Below are 16,804 nucleotides of genomic sequence, written 5' to 3'. Positions count from 1 at the left end.
CCGGGCCCGGCCCGCTCAGGCCAGCGGCCGCAGTGCTACCCCCATATCGCGCCAGTCCTCGGGATGGCAGGTGAACAGCAGCACCTGGTGCCGCTGCGCCGCATCGAACAGCACGCGCTTCATCTGCGCCAGGCGCGGCGCATCGCTGTGCACCAGCGCGTCGTCGAGGATCAGCAGGGTCGGACGGCCCGCCTCCTGCAGCAGGTCGGCATAGGCGAAGCGGCTGATGAGCCGCAGCTGCTCGCGCGCGCCGAAGCTCAATTCCTGCAACTGACCGCTCTCCACCGCGCCACCCAGGCGCGCGCGCGTGAGCGTGGCGGGCGCGAGCCCCGCATCCATCTCCACCGTGGCGCCGGGCATCAGCAACGGCAGGTAGTGCTGCATGCGCGCCTGCAGCGGTGCCTGCAGTCGGGTCAGCGTGGCCTGCCGCTTCTGCTCGAGCTTGCGGCACAGCAGCGACAGCGCCTCGGCACGGCGCTGCAGGTCGGCCTGCCGGCGCTGCGCCTGCGCGAGCTGGCCGGCCAGCGCCTCGCGCTGTTCCTCGAGGCCCTGGGCGCCGGCCTGCTGCAGGCCGCTCTCCAGCACCAGCAGCTGTTCGCGCCGCTGCTGGTGGCCGCGCATCAGTTGCTCGATGCTGCGCCGCAGCCGCTCGATGTCCTGCAGCACGATGTCGGGCCGCGCGGCCTGCAACTCGGTCTCGGTGAGCTCGATGCGCGCGGCCAGGGCATCGGCCTCGGCGCTCGCGGCCAGCAGTTGCTGGTTGGCCTGCGCCTGGCGCTGCTGGCGGCCCGGGTCGGCCAGCGTGGCCTGGGCCGCGGCCAGTTCGCGCCGCGCTGCCTCGCTCGCGCCCTGCGCGGCCGACTGGCGGCGCTGCGCCTCGCCCAGGGTCTTGCGCAGCGCCTGCTCGGCCGCCAGGGCGGCTTCCTGCGCGGCCTCGGCCTCCTCGATCGACGGCGGCTCGCCCGCGGGCGGCGCGGGCAGCCGTTCGAGCGCGGCCTGCGCGCCCGCATGGCGTGCCTGCGCCTGGGCATGCTCGCCGCGCAGCGTCGATGATGCGCGCGGCGCGACGATCGCCAGCGCCTGCTGCGCGAGCCGGGTCTGGGCCTCGAGGTCGGCCGCGGCGCGCTGCCGCGCCTGGGCCTGCGCGACCTCGTCCACGCCGAGCGAGCGCAGCGCCGCCTGCAGCGCCTCGCGCGCATCGGCATGCTGGCGCGCCAGGCCCGCGAGGTCGTTGCCGCCGGGCGTGATGATCAGTTGCCCGCCGCCGGGCAGGTGCAGCGTGGCGGGCGCGTCGACGAGCCGTTCGCCCTCGGCGCGCAGCTCGTGGCTTTCGCCGCGCGCCTGCAGGCGCAGCGCCTGGCCTTCGGGCAGCACGAACTGCAATCGCGTGGCGACAGCCTGGCGGCGCAGGTCGGCATCGCGCTCGGCGCGTTCGAGCTTGAGCAGCCGGTCGAGCTCGGCCGGCTGGATCGCCGGTGTGGAGGCAGCCGTGGCGCGCAGGGCCGCGAGCCGCTCCTGCGCTTCCTCGGCGCGCGCGAGGTTCTCGGCATGGCGCGCGACCTCGGCCTGGGCCTGCTGCAATTGCTGCTGCAGGCCGCGCCGCTGCGCTTCCTGGCTTGCCGCGCGCCAGGCCTCGCGCGCGGCATCGACGCGCCGTTGCGCCGCGTCGGCCTGCGTGCGCGCCTGGGCCACGGCCTCGTCGCTCTCGCGCAACTGGCGTTCGGCCTCCTCGGCGGCCCGCTCGCGCGCCTGCGCGGTCGCCTGCTGTTGCGCCAGGCCTTCGAGCGCCTTGGCGAGCAGGTCGCGCGTCTCCTGCAACTGCCGCAGCCGCGCGCGGTCGCCAAGCAGTTGCGCCTGGCCGGCCTGCAGTGACTCGTTGCGCGTCTGCGCGGCCTGCAGTTCCTCGCGCAGCGCGTCCCAGGGCCGGGCCGTCTCGTCGGCCTGGTGCTGCTGGCGCATCAGCGCGAGCTGGTCGACCTGCTCGCGGTAGCTGGTGATCTGCGCATCGAGCGCGGCGCGCTGCGCCTGCAGCGCGGCGGCCTGCTCGATGACCTCGGCATAGGCGGCGCGCGGCTTGCCGGTCGAGGTCAGCAGTTCGTCGCGCTGAGCGCGCAGGCTGTCGAGCAGCGCATCGCCGCCGCTCGCGGCGAGCGGCGCCGCGGCATCGCCGGCCGGGTCGCGCAGCGCATCGTGCAGGTGGTCGCGCGCATGGCTCACGTCGAGCTCCTGGCCGCGTCCCTGTTCCACCCACAGCAGCCCCGGAATGCCCCAGTTCTCGGGCCGGCTCGCGCCCTTGGCCGCGAACGAAAAACCGAACAGCTGCGCCAGGTGGTCCTCGGCCTCGGTGCCCTCGAGGCTGCGCGCGCCGGCATCGAGCACGCAGCGCTTTTTCGCGAGGAAGCTCTTCATCAGCCGGTGCGGCTGGCCGTCGAGCAGGAAGTCGAGCTCGACCTGCGGCGCGGCGCCCGTGCCCTCGCCCCAGGGGCGCAGGTCCTCGACCTGGGTGGAACGGTGGCGCTCGAAGAAGGCCGCGCGGATGGCGCGCACCAGCGTGCTCTTGCCGGCCTCGTTGGCGGCCGCGACGATGTTGAGGCCGGGCTCGAAGCCGTCGAGTTCGAACGGCGCGCGAAAGCGCCGCAGCTGCTCGACGCGCATGCGGGTGATCTGCAGCTTCATGGCCGGGCTCCCTCCGCCGCGCCGCGCGCGAGTTCGGCCGCGAGCAGCGCCAGCGCGTCCTGCGCGATGCGCGCCTGCGCCGGGTCCGCGCCGGCCTGGGCCTCGCGCAGTTCCTGCATCACCTCGCCGAGGTAGCCGTCGGCGCGCAGGCCGGCGATGTCCTCGTCGGTGGGCTCGAGCCGCAGCGCCGACAGGTCGGCCTGCAGGTGGCGCGCGCGTGCCTCCGCGCGGCCGATCGCGGCCTGCAGCCGCTGCAACCCCGCGAGGTCGATGCGACCCTGCACGCGCAGGTCGACCACGTCGTTCGCATCGAGCCCCTCGAGCTGCGCTTCGAGCGCATCGGCGTCGGTCGCGACCTGCAGCACGCCGGCGATGGCCTGCCAGCGGAAGCGGCCGACCTGGAGCTGCGTGACGCGCGGCTCGGCAGCGGGCGCATCGATCTCGACCAGCAGCGCCTGGCCCGAGCCGTTGTCCTTGAAGCGGTCGGGCTCGGGCGTGCCCGCGTACCAGGTGCGCGCGTCGATGCGCTTGCAGCCGTGCCAGTCGCCGAGCGCGAGGTAGTCGAGCCGCGCGCTCGCCGCGCGCTCGGGCGCGATCGGGTTGGCCGAATCGATGTCCTCCGACAGCAGGCCCTGCACGCTGCCGTGCGCGAGGCCGATGCGCAGCAGGCCCGCGGGCGTGTCGGCCTCGTCGAACCAGGCCGTGAGGTCGTTGTAGGTGTGGCGCTGCGCGAGCGGCGCGGGCAGCACCGCGAAGCCCTGGGCCTCGAACAGGCGCAGCTCGGGCGCGAGCAGCAGGTGCACGTGGGCCGGCACCGCGCCCAGGCGCTGCGCGCGCGTCCACACGCTCTCGGCCAGTGCGGCGTCGTGGTTGCCGGGGATCAGCAGCCAGGGGCCGGAATAGGCGGCGAGTGCATTGAACAGCCGGCGCAGCGTGCGCTCGGACACGGTCTGGGCATCGAACACGTCGCCCGCGACCAGCACGGCGTCGACCCGGTGCTCGAGCGCGAGCGCGGCGAGGCGTTCGACCACGGCGATGCGCGCCTCGGCCAGGATCGGCGCGTGCTCGGGGTCGAAGCTCGCGAACTGGCGGCCGATCTGCCAGTCGGCCGTGTGGAGAAAACGTGTCATGAGAAGAGAGGGAGGTGCGGCGCGCCTGCGCCGTGGCGTTGCATTGTCGGTGCTTCGATCACGCGTCGAAGCCCTCGGCCAGGGTCTCGCGCAGCCAGGCAACGAACACGGCCACGGCGCGCGGCACATGGGTGGCATAGGGTCGGATCGCATAGAGCTTCTCGCCGAAGGCACCGACCGAGCGCCATTGCGGCAGCACCTCCTGCAGCTTGCCCGACTGCAGCGCCGACTGCGCGCTGAAGTCGGGCACCAGCGCGATGCCCAGGCCGCTCACGGCCGCGTCGCGCAGCGCCTCGCTGTTGTTGGCCACCAGCGGTCCCGACACCGGCACCGTGATGCGCTGCACCGCCGCCTTCGAGGCCGCGGCGCGCGCCTCGAAATGCCAGGTCGGCGTTTCCTGCGCGCGTGGGTAGTGCAGGCAGTCGTGCCCGGCCAGCGCCTGCGGCTCGCGCGGCGTGCCGCGGCGGCGCAGGTAGGCGCGGCTCGCGACCAGCACCGAGCGGGTGTCGCACAGGGTCCAGGCAACGTGGGTGTCGGGCGGCGCGGCCGTATGGCGGATCGCGAGGTCGAAGCCCTCCATCGCGAGCGAACTCAGGCGGTCCGACATGTCGAGCTCGATGCGCACCTCGGGCTGCGCGCGCAGGAAGGCCGCGAGCCGCGGCACCAGTTGCTGGCGCGCCAGCGCCACCGGCGCGGTGACGCGCACCAGCCCGCGCGGCACGCCGGCCAGGTCGCGCACGCCCTCGAAGCTGTGGGCGATCTGTTCGAAGGGCCCGCGCATGTCCTCCACCAGCCGCTGGCCGGCCTCGGTAAGCCGCACGCTGCGCGTGGTGCGCTGCACCAGCGAGGCGCCGGCCGCGCGCTCGAGCTCGGCGATGCGCTGGCTCATGGCCGCCTTGCTCACGTTGAGCCGCAGCGCCGCCGCCGTGAAGCTGCCCTGCTGCGCCAGCACCGTGAGCCAGTGCAGGTGGGTCCAGAGCGACTCGATATTTTGGGTCTTCATGGATCCATTGTTCACTATGGCAAACAATAAGTTCAAGCTTCGCGTCTAGGCGAGGGCGACCGCGCTGCCTAAACTGGCCCTCGACCCCCCGCATTCCTTCGCATCCCCGCCTCCTTCCACACGAGAGACACGCACCATGCCCATCCAGTCCATCGACCATTACATCGCCGGCCAGGCCGTGGCCAACACCTCGGGCCGCACGCAGGACGTGACCAACCCCGCCACCGGCGCCGTCACCGGCCGCGCCGGCCTGGCCGACGCCAGCCAGGTCGCCGCCGCCGTGGCCGCCGCGCAGGCCGCCTTCCCGGCCTGGGCCGACACGCCGCCGCTGCGCCGCGCCCGCGTGATGTTCAAGTTCCTCGAGCTGCTCAACCAGCACAAGGACGAGCTGGCCCACCTGATCACCGCCGAGCACGGCAAGGTGTTCACCGACGCGCAGGGCGAAGTCAGCCGCGGCATCGACATCGTCGAGTTCGCCTGCGGCATTCCGCAGCTGCTCAAGGGCGACTTCACCGACCAGGTCTCGACCGGCATCGACAACTGGACCCTGCGCCAGCCGCTGGGCGTGGTCGCGGGCATCACGCCGTTCAACTTCCCGGTGATGGTGCCGATGTGGATGTTCCCGGTGGCGATCGCCGCGGGCAACACCTTCATCCTCAAGCCCAGCCCGACCGACCCGAGCCCCTCGCTGCGCATCGCCGAGCTGCTCAAGCAGGCCGGTCTGCCCGACGGCGTGTTCAACGTGGTGCAGGGCGACAAGGCCGCGGTCGACGCGCTGCTCGAGCATCCCGACGTCAAGGCCATCAGCTTCGTGGGCTCGACCCCGATCGCCAACTACATCTACGAGACCGGCGCACGCCACGGCAAGCGCGTGCAGGCCCTGGGCGGCGCCAAGAACCACATGGTGGTGATGCCCGACGCCGACATCGACCAGGCCGTCGACGCGCTGATCGGTGCGGGCTACGGCTCGGCCGGCGAACGCTGCATGGCGATCAGCGTGGCGGTGCTGGTGGGCGACGCGGCCGAGAAGATCATGCCGAAGTTGATCGAGCGCACCAAGACGCTGAAGGTGCTCGACGGCGAAAACCTCGAGGCCGAGATGGGCCCGATCGTCACGCGTGCCGCGCACGAGCGCATCACCGGCTACATCGCCCAGGGCGAGAAGGAAGGCGCGAAGCTGCTGGTCGATGGCCGCCAGTTCGACGGCGCCAAGGCCGGCAAGGGCTGCGACGACGGCTTCTGGATGGGCGGCACCCTGTTCGACCACGTCACGCCCGAGATGCGCATCTACAAGGAAGAGATCTTCGGCCCGGTGCTGTCGTGCGTACGCGTCGCCAACTTCAAGGACGCCGTCGACCTCGTCAATGCCCACGAATTCGGCAACGGCGTGAGCTGCTTCACCCGCGACGGCAACGTGGCACGCGAATTCGGCCGCCGCATCCAGGTCGGCATGGTCGGCATCAACGTGCCGATCCCGGTGCCGATGGCCTGGCACGGCTTCGGCGGCTGGAAGCGCTCGCTGTTCGGCGACATGCACGCCTATGGCGAGGAAGGCGTGCGCTTCTACACGAAGCAGAAGTCGATCATGCAGCGCTGGCCCGAGAGCACGCCGAAGGGGGCGGAGTTCGTGATGCCTACGGCGAAGTAAGCGGCTCGACGTTTCATTCGCTGGTTGAGCGCCCCCTCGAGGGGCAATGCAGCCGCCGCGGGGGAACCCGTTGGCGGCTGCGTGCATTGGCGGTCATGGCACGGGGCGACGACGGAATGGGGACTGCTTCATACGTCGGGGTCGATGCGGTAGTCCCGTTGCTGCTCGAACTCGCGGTACTTCTGCGACACCTGCTCATCGGCGTATTCGCCTTCGACGGTGTCCTCGATGCCGCGGCCGCTCAGACCCGGCAGCCCACCGATCGCGCCGCCCCACAGGTGCCGCTCCTGCGGCGCGCCCACGAACGCCAGCAGATACGCATCGAGGATCCCCTTGCCCGGCGACGCGATCTCCGCGCTCAGTGCCGCAAGGTAGTCGGCCTTTCGTGTCCGGTGCCACTCGATGCAGAAACCGGCGCGATGGCACAGCTCGCTATGGATCACGAGCATCGTCCGCCCATTGCCGTCCAGAAACGGATGCCCATAGGCGAACAGCCCCATGACCTCCCCTGGCCGCTGCCGCAATTGCCGCTTGTCCGCGGCCATGCGCAGTCCAGCCTCCATCGCGCGGATGACTGAACCAGGTGCCGCCCTTGGAGACGGCCGAATCGGGCGCCGTGGTCGCCCGGTCCTGCCCCGCCCAGGGATAGAAGGCCGAGAACAGGATCCCGTGGACTTCCAGGAACTCCGCGTAGGCCACGGTCCGCCGCGTCGCGAGGAATGCCAACGCTTCATCGAGCCCGGCTCGAAACAGCTGGTGCTCGAGTTCCTGGACGATCTGCGGGTCCTTCTCCGCGTAGAGATTGCGGAGGTAGCCCCGCTCGTCGAAGTCCTTAAACGGATCGAACACGCTGCTTCTGTTCACGCAGGTGATTGATCAGCAAGGTGGCCATGTCCTGGGTGGAGAGCTTGCCCGCCCGCTTCAATGCAATAAGCAGGTCCTGCACATCGCCGGAGCGGACCTCGTCGCCCGCCAGCCGCGTGACCGTGTCCGCCCATTGATCGGCGGGTGTGCGGGTGTAGCGCACACCGAGCTCGTGCGCGAGATTCCGGACGAAGGCCTCGACACCGCTGACAGGCAGCACCAGACCGCGAGGGAACGTGCGTCCCTTGTGCGCGCGCGAAGGCGTGTGCGTGCGATTCTGGCGTTTCATGGGTGCGTCAGTGTCGCCTGAATTTTGTCACTCCGCCCGAAAATTACTTCGAAAACCTCAATCGCATCAACTACTTACATGCGGCTAACGAACGGGCAGCCAGCACGACTCAGCTCGCCCGCATCCGGCAAGCCGCCCGCACGATCCGCGCCGTCGGATTCGGCGTCATGTCGAGAAAGCGCATCGGCTTCGGCGCCGCGCTGTAATCGGCGACCTGGTGCGGCTCGCCGCGCCACAGCGGCTCCGCATAGAAACGCGCCTGCACATAGGTCGCGCTCTTCGCGTGGCAGTCGAAGACCACGCGCGATTCGTACGAACGGTAGGGGACGCGGTCCCAGTTGAAGCGCGGGCCCGAGCGGTTCACGCGCACGTTCATCTCGATCAGCGGCTTCTCGGGCGCGGCCTCGCCTTCCGCGGGCGGCGTCGCCGCGATGCGGTTGGGGTCGACCTGCACCGTGTCGGCCGCCTTGTCGAGCGGATCGCCGACCACGGTGAACCATGCGGGCTGCGCCCATGCCAGGCTGCCCGCCACTGAAAGACCCGCCGCCAGCCACCAATGCCTCACGCGTTTGCTCCTCGTTGTCGCGACCGGGCCCCGCCAGGTCGGCAGGGAAAATAACCGAAGAATCCGGTTCGCTGACACAGGAATTTACAGTTTTGGGCATGCCGGGCTTGTCGGACACCGGCGTGGCGGGCCTGAGGAAAGTGCCCCGTCGCCACGACCGGCGCCGGCGCGTCACGGGCTCAGCCTGCCGGCCGAGATGCGCGCGCGGCCCAGACGCTGTCCGCCGGCCCTTCGCGCACGCGGCGGGCCGTGCGCAGCGCCATCCACGCAAAGGCAGCGGCACCGAGCAGCGCGAAGGCATCCACGCCCAGCGCATCGGCGCGCAGCCACAACCCCGAGGACGGCAGCAACCACCCGGCGATGCCGGTCAGCGGCACCGCCAGGGCCGCGGCCGCGGCCAGCCAGAGCAGCTCGACGGCACCCCGCGAAGCGCCGCGCAGGAAGGCCCAGGCCACGCTGCCCAGGAACACGGCGTGATAGAGATGCTCGCGCCATGGCGCCGGCACCTCGCCCTGCCAGGCCCACAGCCACTTCTCGGCCGCCACCGTGAGCGACAGCGCCGCCACGCAGCCGAGCGACACGCCGACCGTGCCCGCGGCCATCCACCGGCTCGAGCGGCGTTGCTCGACGCGTGCCCCGCCGCGCTCGGCACGCCGGCGCGACTCCACCCACAGCAGGTTGCCCGAATAGAAAAGAAAGGCCCCGGCCAGCCCGAGGAAGAAATAGCCCCAGCGCACGGTGCCGCCGCCATAGGCGCCGAAATGCAGCGCGAAGAAGGCCGAGACCGAGGCCATCCAGCCCGATTGCTGCCCCGCCAGGTACTCGGTGTGCAGCAGCCGGCCGTCGACCGCGCTCGCCAGCACGAACGATCCCTGCGCCTGGCGCGTCATGCAGCACGGCATGTCGCCCGCGATCCAGACCGCGGCACCGGCCGTGCCGGCCCCGCGAAAGCGCAGCGTGTGCGGCACGAAGCCCTCGGCCTGCGCGCGCACGCGTGCCTCGAGCGCGGGCAGCGGCAGCAGCGCGGCCGGCGCGGGATCGGGGCGGATCGCGCTGAAGGGGCCGCTGGCCTTCCAGATCCGCTCGAAGCGCGGCTCGCCGTAGACCACGGCCTTCTGCGCGTCGTAGATCAGGTCGTGCATGCCGAACACCACCGCGCTCAGCGCCATGACCAGGTGGAACGGCAGGCTCACGATGCCGATCACGTTGTGCGCGTCGAGCCACATGCGCTTGAGGTTGCGCCCGACGCGCAAGGCGAAGAAGTCCTTCACCAGCGTCGGCCACAGCACGACCACGCCCGAGACGATCGCCAGCGCATAGAGCGCGCTGACGATGGCCATGACCAGCGTGCCGGTCTCGAGGTCGACCGGCAGCGCGACGGTGCGGTGCACCACGTCGATGAACTGGCCGAGGCCAGCTGGCGCGTCAGGTGCGATGCGCAGCGTGCCGTCGGCCGCGAAGCTGGCGCTCCAGCCGCGCTCCTCGCCGCGCGCCTTCCACGTCACGCGCTCGGGCGCGCCGTGGCGCGCCCGATGCAGGGTGAAATCGGCGCGCGCATCGGGCCGCGCGGCCAGCGTCTGCGCGATCAATTCGTCGGTGCCCGGCGACTGCGCCGCCACCACCGCGGGCGGCGTGGCCCAGCGGTCGAGCGGGCCCTTGAACATGGTCAGGGCGCCGGCATAGAAGGCGATGAAGAGCGCGAGGCCCGCGACGATGCCGGTCCAGGTGTGGACCGTCTTGTAGGTGCGAAGGGTGTCGGCGCGCATGGCTCAGCCCGAGAGATGGCGCACGGCGAACAGCACCGCGCCCGCCACGGCGGTGGCGCCACCCAGCCCGGCCCAGGCGCGCAGCGCCGAGCGGAACATGAACACCGCCGAGCAGATGCCCAGCCACAGCGGCGGCACGATCCACATGTTGAACTGGTACTTGTTGAGCGGCGCCATGCCGCCCGGCCCGAGCCAGGCGAACAGGCCCGACAGCGCGATCGCGAGCGCGAAGCCGGGCAGCGCGCCCGCGAGCGCAAGCCCGCACCAGGTCGCGCCGCTCCGGTCCTCAGCGCGCGCCATGGCGGTCCTCGCTCGGCGAGCGCCGCAGCGCGGTGGCGTACGGCAGCGCGATCCACGCGCACATCAGGAGCGTGAGGGCGCTGAAGAGGCCGGCCGCCGGCTGCAGCGCACGGCAGAACAGCCCCGCACCGAGCGCGACCAGCACGCCACCGATGCCGCGCCACACGCGCGGCGTCGACACCGCGCCGCCGAGCCGCTGATGCGGCGCGGCCCGGTACACGCACAGCGCGCCGAGCAGCGTGCAAAGACCCGCGAGCGCCGCCATCACCAGGCGTACGAGAGCGTGGCGGTGGCGGTGCGGCGCGCGCCGTAATTGCAGGGCGAGCCGGCCAGCATCAGGCAGTGCGAGACATAGCGCCGGTCCGACACGTTGGCCACCGTCAGGCGCAGCCGCGCGCCCTTCCAGGCATCGCCAAGCAGGCCGAGGTCGTAGGAGGCACCGAGGTCCCACAGGAACAGCGCGGGCACGCGCAGGTAGGGGTCGTAGGTGCCGGCGGTGTCGTAGGCCGACATGTAGCGCGCGCCGATGCCTGCCTGCAGGCCGGGCACGCTCTCGAAACGATAGTCGAGCCAGGCCGAGGCCTGGTGCCGCGGCGTGCGCAGCGTGGGGCGGCCGAGCTGGTTGCGGTCGTTGCTGCTGCGCACTTCGGAGTCGGTGTACGAGTAGGCCGCGATCATGCTGAGCCGCTTCGTGAGCTCGGCCTTGGCCTCGAGCTCGAGGCCGCGCAGGCGCTGCCGGCCCGACTGCACCGAGCGCTGCGAGTCCATGGGGTCGGGCGTGAGGCTGTTCTCGAGGTCGTTCTGGTAGAGCGACGCGGTCATGAAGCCCCAGCCGCCGGTCGGCTCGTACTTCAGCCCGAGCTCGAACTGCCGGCCCTTCTGCGCGCGGAACGGCTGGTTGTAGCGGTCCACGCCGGTGACCGGCAGGAACGAGGTGGAATAGCTCGCATAGGGCGCGACGCCGTTGTCGAACACGTAGCCCAGGCCGATGCGGCCGGTGGTGGCCGAGTCCTCGGTCGGCACCACCGGCCGCGAGGCCAGCATGCGGTTGGTGGTGTCGATGGACGAGCGGTCGTGGCGCAGGCCCAGCGTGGCGATGGCGCGGCCCCAGCGGATCTGGTCCTGCAGGTACAGCCCGGTCTGGCGCACCGCCTGGAAGGTCGAGTTGGTGTAGCTGCTCGGCCGCGTGACCGGCAGGCCGTAGACCGGGTTCAGCACGTCGAGCGGCGGCACGCCGATGGCGCTGTTGGCGAAGTTGAAGGACAGCTTGCCGCGCAGGTGGTCGACGCCGGCGAGCAGCGTGTGCGCGAGCGGGCCGGTGCGCAGGCGCGCCTCGAGCTGGGTGTCGACCGAGAGCGAGCGGATGTCGTCGTCCGAGATCGCCGAGACGCGGTTGAGCGTGTGGCCGTCGGGCTGGTAGGCATTGAAGGGATGCACGCGCACCAGGAACATGTCCTGCTCGGCATGGCCGTAGCGCAGGTTCTGGCGCACCGAGACCGTGTCGTTGAAGCGGTGCTCGAAGCTGTAGCCCAGCGACTTGTAGCTGCGGTTGAAGCTGTCGGTCGACGGCTCGCCCAGGTACAGGCTGCGCGGGATGTAGCCGAACACCGGGCTCGGCACATGCGAGCCGACCACCGGGTAGAAGCGCGGGCTCATGCGCGGATCGTCCTTCTGGTAGTGGGCCTGCACGGTGAGCGAGGTGTCGGCCGACGGCCGCCAGGTGAGGCTGGGCGCGATCATGGTCTGGCGGTCGCGCTCCAGGTCGACCTGCGTGTGCGCGTCGCGCCGCAGCGCGATCAGCCGGTAGAGGAACTTGCCGTCCTCGTCGAGCGGGCCCGTGAGGTCGGTGGCGAGCTCGGCGCCGCCGAAGTGGGTGGCCGACAGCCGCACCTCGCGCTGCGCGACCGCCTGCGGCCGCTTCGTCACCTGGTTCACCAGGCCGCCCGGTATGGCCTTGCCGTAGAGCACCGAGGCCGGCCCCTTGACCACCTCCACGCGCTCGAGCGCATAGCCCGGAATGCGCGGCACCGCATAGCTGGCCGGATCGCCGGGCAGCGGCAGGCCGTCGAGCCACTGGGTGCCGAAGGTGTTGAAGCCGCGGATGTAGTTCCAGTCGTAGCGCACGTCGAAGCCGTTGGGCTCGGCCAGCACGCCGGCCGTGTAGCGCAGCGCCTCGGCCACGGTGCGCGCGCCCTGGTCGTCCATCTGCGTGCGCGTCACCACGTTCACGAGCTGCGGCGTCTCCAGCAGCGAGGCATCGGTCTTGGTGCCGCTGGCGCTGCGCTTCGCGACATAGCCGACCACCGGGCCGGTGGCGGTCTCGGGTGGCGCGCTGTCGTGCACGCGCACCTCGGGCAGCATGCCGTGGCCGGCCTGCACCTCGCCCGCCCCGGTCGGCGCTGGCGGCGGGGGTGCCACATCGAGCGTGAAGCTGCCATTGGCCTGGCGCACGGCCTGCAGGCCATGGCCACGCAGCAGCTCGGCGAAGCCTTCGCGCACCGTGAAGCTGCCCGCCAGGCCGGCCCTGCTGCGGCCGCGCAGCAGGCTGGCATCGACCGACAGCTCGACGCCCGCGGCGCTCGCGAAACTGCCGAGCGCGCGATCGAGCGGGCCGGCGGGAATGTTGAAGCCGCGCCTGGCATCGGCCGCGGCCTGGCCCGCGGGCTGGGCCTGCGCGAGGCCGACGGTGGTCGCGCCGAGCGCGAGCCCCATCCAGAGCGCGGCCGCGAGGCGGCTCGGCGCGGTCATCGGGGCGGCGCGCCTCGGCCTGCGTGGAGGGAGGGGGCGCTGCGGGAGGCGTTTCGCCATGACGGGGGTCCTTTCAGTTCGGAAGATGTCTGGTGCTCCCATGTCTTCCGGACGAGAAAGGCGGAACCTCAAGCCGCAACGCGAAAAAAACGAAAAAAGTTTCGGCCGCCGACTGTCTACCGGGCCCGCACCGTGACCCAGTAGCGCGTGCGGTAGGCCGCCGACACCGGCAGCGCGAGCGCGAGGTTCTCGAGCGCGCGGTCGGTGTCGCGCAGCGAGAACACGCCGGTCACGCGCAGCTCGGCCACCTCGGGATCGCAGCGCAGCACGCCGGGCCGGTAGCGCGCCAGCTCGGCGACGAAATCGGCCACGCGCATGTCCTCGGCCACCAGCACGCCGCGGGTCCAGGCGGCCGCGCTGTCGGCCACGGCATCGGGCGCCTGCGCACGGTCGGCGAAGAACACGGTGCCCTGCCCCGCGCCCACGCGCACCATGGCCTCGGGCGCACGCGCCGGCCGCACCGCCACCGCGCCCTCGAACACGGCCACGCGCGAGGCCTCGGCCTCCTGCCGCACGCTGAAGCGCGTGCCCAGAGCCTCCACGCTGCCCTGCCGGCTGTGGACGCGGAACGGACGGTGCGCGCCGGCCGGATCGGGGGCGGTGGTCACCAGGATCTCGCCGGCGCGCAGCACCAGTCGGCGTTCGTGCGCGTCGAAGCGCAGGTCGATGGCGGTGGCCGTGCCCAGCACCACGCGCGTGCCGTCGGGCAGCGCGATCTCGCGGATCTCGCCGGTGCGCGTGCTGTGGTCGGACGCGGCGAGCTGCCAGGTCTCGGTGCCGCGCAGCGCCGCGGCGATGCCGCCGACGGCGGCCGTCAGTCCCAGCAATTGCAGCGCGCGGCGCCGGCCCGTGCGCACCGGCTCGCGCAGCGCGTGACGCGCGGCTTCACGCGGCAGGGCATGGAGCTTGTCCTCGAAGGACTGCAGCCGGTTCCAGGCGCGTTCGTGGTCCGGATGCTGGGCGCGCCAGTGCTCGCAGGCGGCTCGGTCCTGGTCGCTGGCCTCGCCCGACCAGAGCCGCGCCATCCATTCGGCCGCGCGCCGCACCACCGCGGGATCGAGCGGACCGGGCAGCGCGGGGGTCGGGCTCATGCGCGCGTCAGCCATGCATCACCCGGTAGCAGGCCTGCAGGCCGGCCGCGACGTACTTCTCGACCGAGGAGACGCTGACATTCAGCCGCTGCGCGATCTCGCGGTAGCTCAGCCCCTCGAGCCGGCACAGCAGCAAGGCGGTGCGCGCCTTGGCCGGCAGGCCGTGCAGGATGGTGTCGACCTCGACCAGCGCCTCGACCGCGAGCGCGCGTTCCTCCTCCGAGGGCGCCAGCGCCGCGGGCATGCAGGCGATGGCCTCGAGGTAGGCGGCCTCGATCTGCCGGCGCCGGTACAGGTCGATCACCAGGCCGTTGGCGATCTGCGTCAGGTGGCGGCGCGACTCCTCGGGCTGCGGCACGCGGCCGGTCGAGAGGATGCGCAGGTAGGTGTCGTGCGCGATGTCGGCCGCGTCGAAGGCATTGCCCAGCCGCTTGCGCAGCCAGCCGCGCAGCCAACCATGGTGGTCGCTGTACAGGACTTCGACGGGCTGAGCGGATGCGGCTTCGGTGAACGCCAAGAGGACCTCTGGCCGGTGGTTCCAAGGAACGGGGCACCGGATTAATAAGAATGGTTCTCATTTTAGAGGATGACGCGCCCGGCGGAAACGGGCCTGGCCCCCGGCCGGTAGAGTCGAGCCGCCGTTTCCTGCCCCACCCACCCCATTTCGCAAAGGACCACTCTCATGACCAGAAAGCTCATCAGCTCCGGCTCCACCTTCGAACAGCAGATCGGCTACTCGCGCGCCGTCGTCGCGGGCGACTGGGTGTTCGTCTCGGGCACCACGGGCTTCGACTACGCCACCATGACCATCTCGGACGACGTGGTCGAACAGGCCGAGCAATGCCTGAAGAACATCGAGGCGGCGCTGCGGGAGGCCGGCGCCAGTCTGCGCGACGTGGTGCGCGTGACCTATGTGCTGCCCGACGGCGCCGAGTTCGAGGTCTGCTGGCCGGTGCTGCGCAAGTACTTCGGCGAGGTGCGGCCCGCGGCGATGATGATCTCGGCGGGGCTGGCCGATCCGCGCATGAAGATCGAGATCGAGGTGACGGCGCTGCGCAGCTGAGGCGCTCTCGCGTGCGGGGTGTCCCTCACTCCCCCGCGCGCCGTTGGTCCATGTGCGCCAGCAGGCTGTTCGCGCCCGCGTTGCCCCTGGTCCTCATGGCGCGCCAACGCGAGGAAATCCTCGAGCAGACCGGCCTTGGCCAAGGCCAGTTGCCCGCCGCCGGGGGCGCGAGGTCTTGCGCTCGATCGACGACGAGGTGTGCGCCGGCCTCGGCGCGGAGGATCGGGAGACGTTCCTGCGGCTGCTCTACAAGATCGCCGAGGGGGCCAAACAGGCCGAATCTTGAGCGGCTGCGAACGCCTCGCGCTCAGCGCCCGGTCGTTCCCGTCGTGCCGGTGGTCCCGGTGCCGGGGATCAGGCCGAAGCCGCCGCCCGAATTGCCGTTGTTGCCGCTGATGGCCGCGGCAAACATGGCGACGCCGGCGCCCGCGGCGATCCATTCATCGGAGGTCAATCTGCCCTGCGCATTCGACGTCGCGGCGGCCCCGCCCGCCGGCGCAGGCGTCGGAGGCGCGGGGTTCTGCGCGAGCGCCGCTGACATCGAAACCGCGGCGATGGCCGCTGCGACGGCAAGTCTGGTGGGGTGCATGGGGAGACTCCATGGGGCAAAGAAATGGGCCCCCATGCTCGCAGCTCGGCGCGTCGCGGCGTAAGCCCGGCGGCTGTTTCTTCTGTCGGAAAACGCCGCGAATGCGCTACGCGTCGGCTCGCGCGCTTCGCTCCTGGGCGCGCGCCGGCCCGCGCCGCGGCTTCACGAAGCGCAGCGTCATGCGGTCCGATTCGCCGATGGCAAGGTACTTCGCGCGCTCCACGTCGCCACCGCGCAGGGTCGGCGGCAGCGCCCAGACGCCGTTCGCATGGTCGCGCGTGTCGCGCGGATTGGCGTTGATCTCGCTCTCGCCGTCGAACACGAAGCCGGCCGCGCGGGCGCGCGCGATCACGAAGTCCTGCGCCACGTAGCCGCTGTCGATGGTCCGTGCGAGCGAGGTGCCGGGCGGCGCGCGGTGCTCCTCCACGCCGAGCACGCCACCGGGCTTGAGCACGTCGTAAAAGGCGCGCAAGGTCTCGTCGAAATGGCCGTCGGCGATCCAGTTGTGGATGTTGCGGAAGGTCAGCACCGCGTCGGCCCCGCCGGGCGGATGGATGTCGGTGAAGCGGTCGGTGGGAAGGGTGCCGAGCACCACGCGGCCGTAGTCGGCGGGATCGCTCGCGAGCTTCTTCGCGAAGGCCTCGCGGGCACGCTGCTGCTCGGGCGTGCCGTCGGCCGGCGCATGGGCCGCGTAGAGGCGACCGCGGGCCTTGAGGAAGGGCGCGAGGATCTCCGTGTACCAGCCGCCGCCCGGCGCGATTTCCACCACCGACCATTCGGGCCGCAGGCCGAAGAAGGACAGCGTCTCGAGCGGATGCCGCGCACCATCGCGCGCGCGATTGGCCGCGCTGCGCTGCGGGCCGTCGATCGCCGACTGCAACGCGGCGAGCGCGGGATCGGTCGCGCCCATGGCAGCGGGCGCGATGGCCGCTGCGGCCAGACCCAGCAGCAGCGCGCGGCGCCGCTCCGAGTGATGGCCGGGCATGGCGACAAGGGATGCGATGGACATGGG

At 71.7% G+C, this 16,804-nt stretch carries 15 protein-coding genes and 1 pseudogene; 2 read left to right on the top strand and 14 right to left on the bottom strand.

The window, feature by feature from the left end; genetic code table 11:
* Nucleotides 1-15: 15 nt before the first annotated feature.
* The 3 genes from INQ48_40335 to INQ48_40325 are packed head-to-tail and all read right to left on the bottom strand — an operon-like array spanning nt 16 to nt 4,809.
* Nucleotides 16-2,676, bottom strand: a complete 2,661-nt coding sequence (locus tag INQ48_40335; GenBank protein QRF61618.1) for an AAA family ATPase — start codon at nt 2,674-2,676, stop codon at nt 16-18.
* On the bottom strand, nt 2,673-3,806 hold the full coding sequence (locus INQ48_40330; GenBank protein ID QRF61617.1) for a DNA repair exonuclease: 1,134 nt from the start codon (nt 3,804-3,806) through the stop codon (nt 2,673-2,675). The genes INQ48_40335 and INQ48_40330 overlap by 4 nt, the downstream gene beginning before the upstream one ends.
* Nucleotides 3,807-3,864: 58 nt before the next feature.
* Nucleotides 3,865-4,809 (bottom strand): LysR family transcriptional regulator, encoded by a 945-nt coding sequence (locus INQ48_40325; GenBank protein ID QRF61616.1) that lies wholly within the window; start codon nt 4,807-4,809, stop codon nt 3,865-3,867.
* A gap of 136 nt (nt 4,810-4,945) precedes the next feature.
* Here INQ48_40325 and INQ48_40320 point away from each other — a divergent pair, with 136 nt between their 5' ends.
* Complete coding sequence (locus INQ48_40320) at nt 4,946-6,457, top strand: CoA-acylating methylmalonate-semialdehyde dehydrogenase (GenBank protein ID QRF61615.1); 1,512 nt, start codon at nt 4,946-4,948, stop codon at nt 6,455-6,457.
* 128 nt (nt 6,458-6,585) lie between these two features.
* Here INQ48_40320 and INQ48_40315 read toward each other — a convergent pair.
* The 9 genes and pseudogenes from INQ48_40315 to INQ48_40275 all read right to left on the bottom strand — a co-directional run bounded on the left by INQ48_40315 (nt 6,586) and on the right by INQ48_40275 (nt 14,657).
* Nucleotides 6,586-7,306, bottom strand: a pseudogene (locus INQ48_40315) (Fic family protein).
* Complete coding sequence (locus tag INQ48_40310; protein ID QRF61614.1) at nt 7,290-7,610, bottom strand: hypothetical protein; 321 nt, start codon at nt 7,608-7,610, stop codon at nt 7,290-7,292. The pseudogene INQ48_40315 and the gene INQ48_40310 overlap by 17 nt, the downstream one beginning before the upstream one ends.
* Before the next feature lie 109 nt (nt 7,611-7,719).
* Nucleotides 7,720-8,160 (bottom strand): hypothetical protein, encoded by a 441-nt coding sequence (locus INQ48_40305; GenBank protein ID QRF63181.1) that lies wholly within the window; start codon nt 8,158-8,160, stop codon nt 7,720-7,722.
* A 194-nt stretch (nt 8,161-8,354) separates the two neighbouring features.
* Nucleotides 8,355-9,941 (bottom strand): PepSY domain-containing protein, encoded by a 1,587-nt coding sequence (locus INQ48_40300; GenBank protein QRF61613.1) that lies wholly within the window; start codon nt 9,939-9,941, stop codon nt 8,355-8,357.
* A gap of 3 nt (nt 9,942-9,944) precedes the next feature.
* Nucleotides 9,945-10,241 (bottom strand): hypothetical protein, encoded by a 297-nt coding sequence (locus INQ48_40295; GenBank protein QRF61612.1) that lies wholly within the window; start codon nt 10,239-10,241, stop codon nt 9,945-9,947.
* Nucleotides 10,228-10,506, bottom strand: coding sequence for a hypothetical protein (locus tag INQ48_40290; protein ID QRF61611.1), 279 nt, complete (start codon nt 10,504-10,506; stop codon nt 10,228-10,230). The genes INQ48_40295 and INQ48_40290 overlap by 14 nt, the downstream gene beginning before the upstream one ends.
* Nucleotides 10,506-12,989: a TonB-dependent siderophore receptor gene (locus tag INQ48_40285; GenBank protein QRF61610.1), complete on the bottom strand. Its 2,484-nt coding sequence runs from the start codon at nt 12,987-12,989 to the stop codon at nt 10,506-10,508. Before INQ48_40285 ends, INQ48_40290 begins: the two co-directional genes overlap by 1 nt.
* Nucleotides 12,990-13,165: 176 nt before the next feature.
* Complete coding sequence (locus INQ48_40280) at nt 13,166-14,140, bottom strand: FecR domain-containing protein (GenBank protein ID QRF61609.1); 975 nt, start codon at nt 14,138-14,140, stop codon at nt 13,166-13,168.
* A 7-nt stretch (nt 14,141-14,147) separates the two neighbouring features.
* Nucleotides 14,148-14,657: a sigma-70 family RNA polymerase sigma factor gene (locus INQ48_40275; GenBank protein ID QRF61608.1), complete on the bottom strand. Its 510-nt coding sequence runs from the start codon at nt 14,655-14,657 to the stop codon at nt 14,148-14,150.
* Between the two features lie 165 nt (nt 14,658-14,822).
* Between INQ48_40275 and INQ48_40270 the strand changes: the two genes are divergently transcribed.
* Complete coding sequence (locus INQ48_40270) at nt 14,823-15,203, top strand: RidA family protein (protein QRF61607.1); 381 nt, start codon at nt 14,823-14,825, stop codon at nt 15,201-15,203.
* 307 nt (nt 15,204-15,510) lie between these two features.
* Here the strand turns inward: INQ48_40270 and INQ48_40265 are convergent, their stop codons facing one another.
* Together INQ48_40265 and INQ48_40260 are read right to left on the bottom strand one after the other, a co-directional pair.
* A complete protein-coding gene (locus INQ48_40265; protein ID QRF61606.1) occupies nt 15,511-15,792 on the bottom strand; it encodes a hypothetical protein in 282 nt (93 codons plus the stop codon).
* A 106-nt stretch (nt 15,793-15,898) separates the two neighbouring features.
* A complete protein-coding gene (locus INQ48_40260; protein ID QRF63180.1) occupies nt 15,899-16,777 on the bottom strand; it encodes a class I SAM-dependent methyltransferase in 879 nt (292 codons plus the stop codon).
* Between the last annotated feature and the right edge of the window lie 27 nt (nt 16,778-16,804).

This window comes from Variovorax paradoxus, assembly GCA_016806145.1.
Lineage (GTDB): Bacteria > Pseudomonadota > Gammaproteobacteria > Burkholderiales > Burkholderiaceae_C > Variovorax.
Note: the sequence above shows the minus strand (reverse complement) of the source record. Positions and strands in the feature narration are given on the sequence as shown.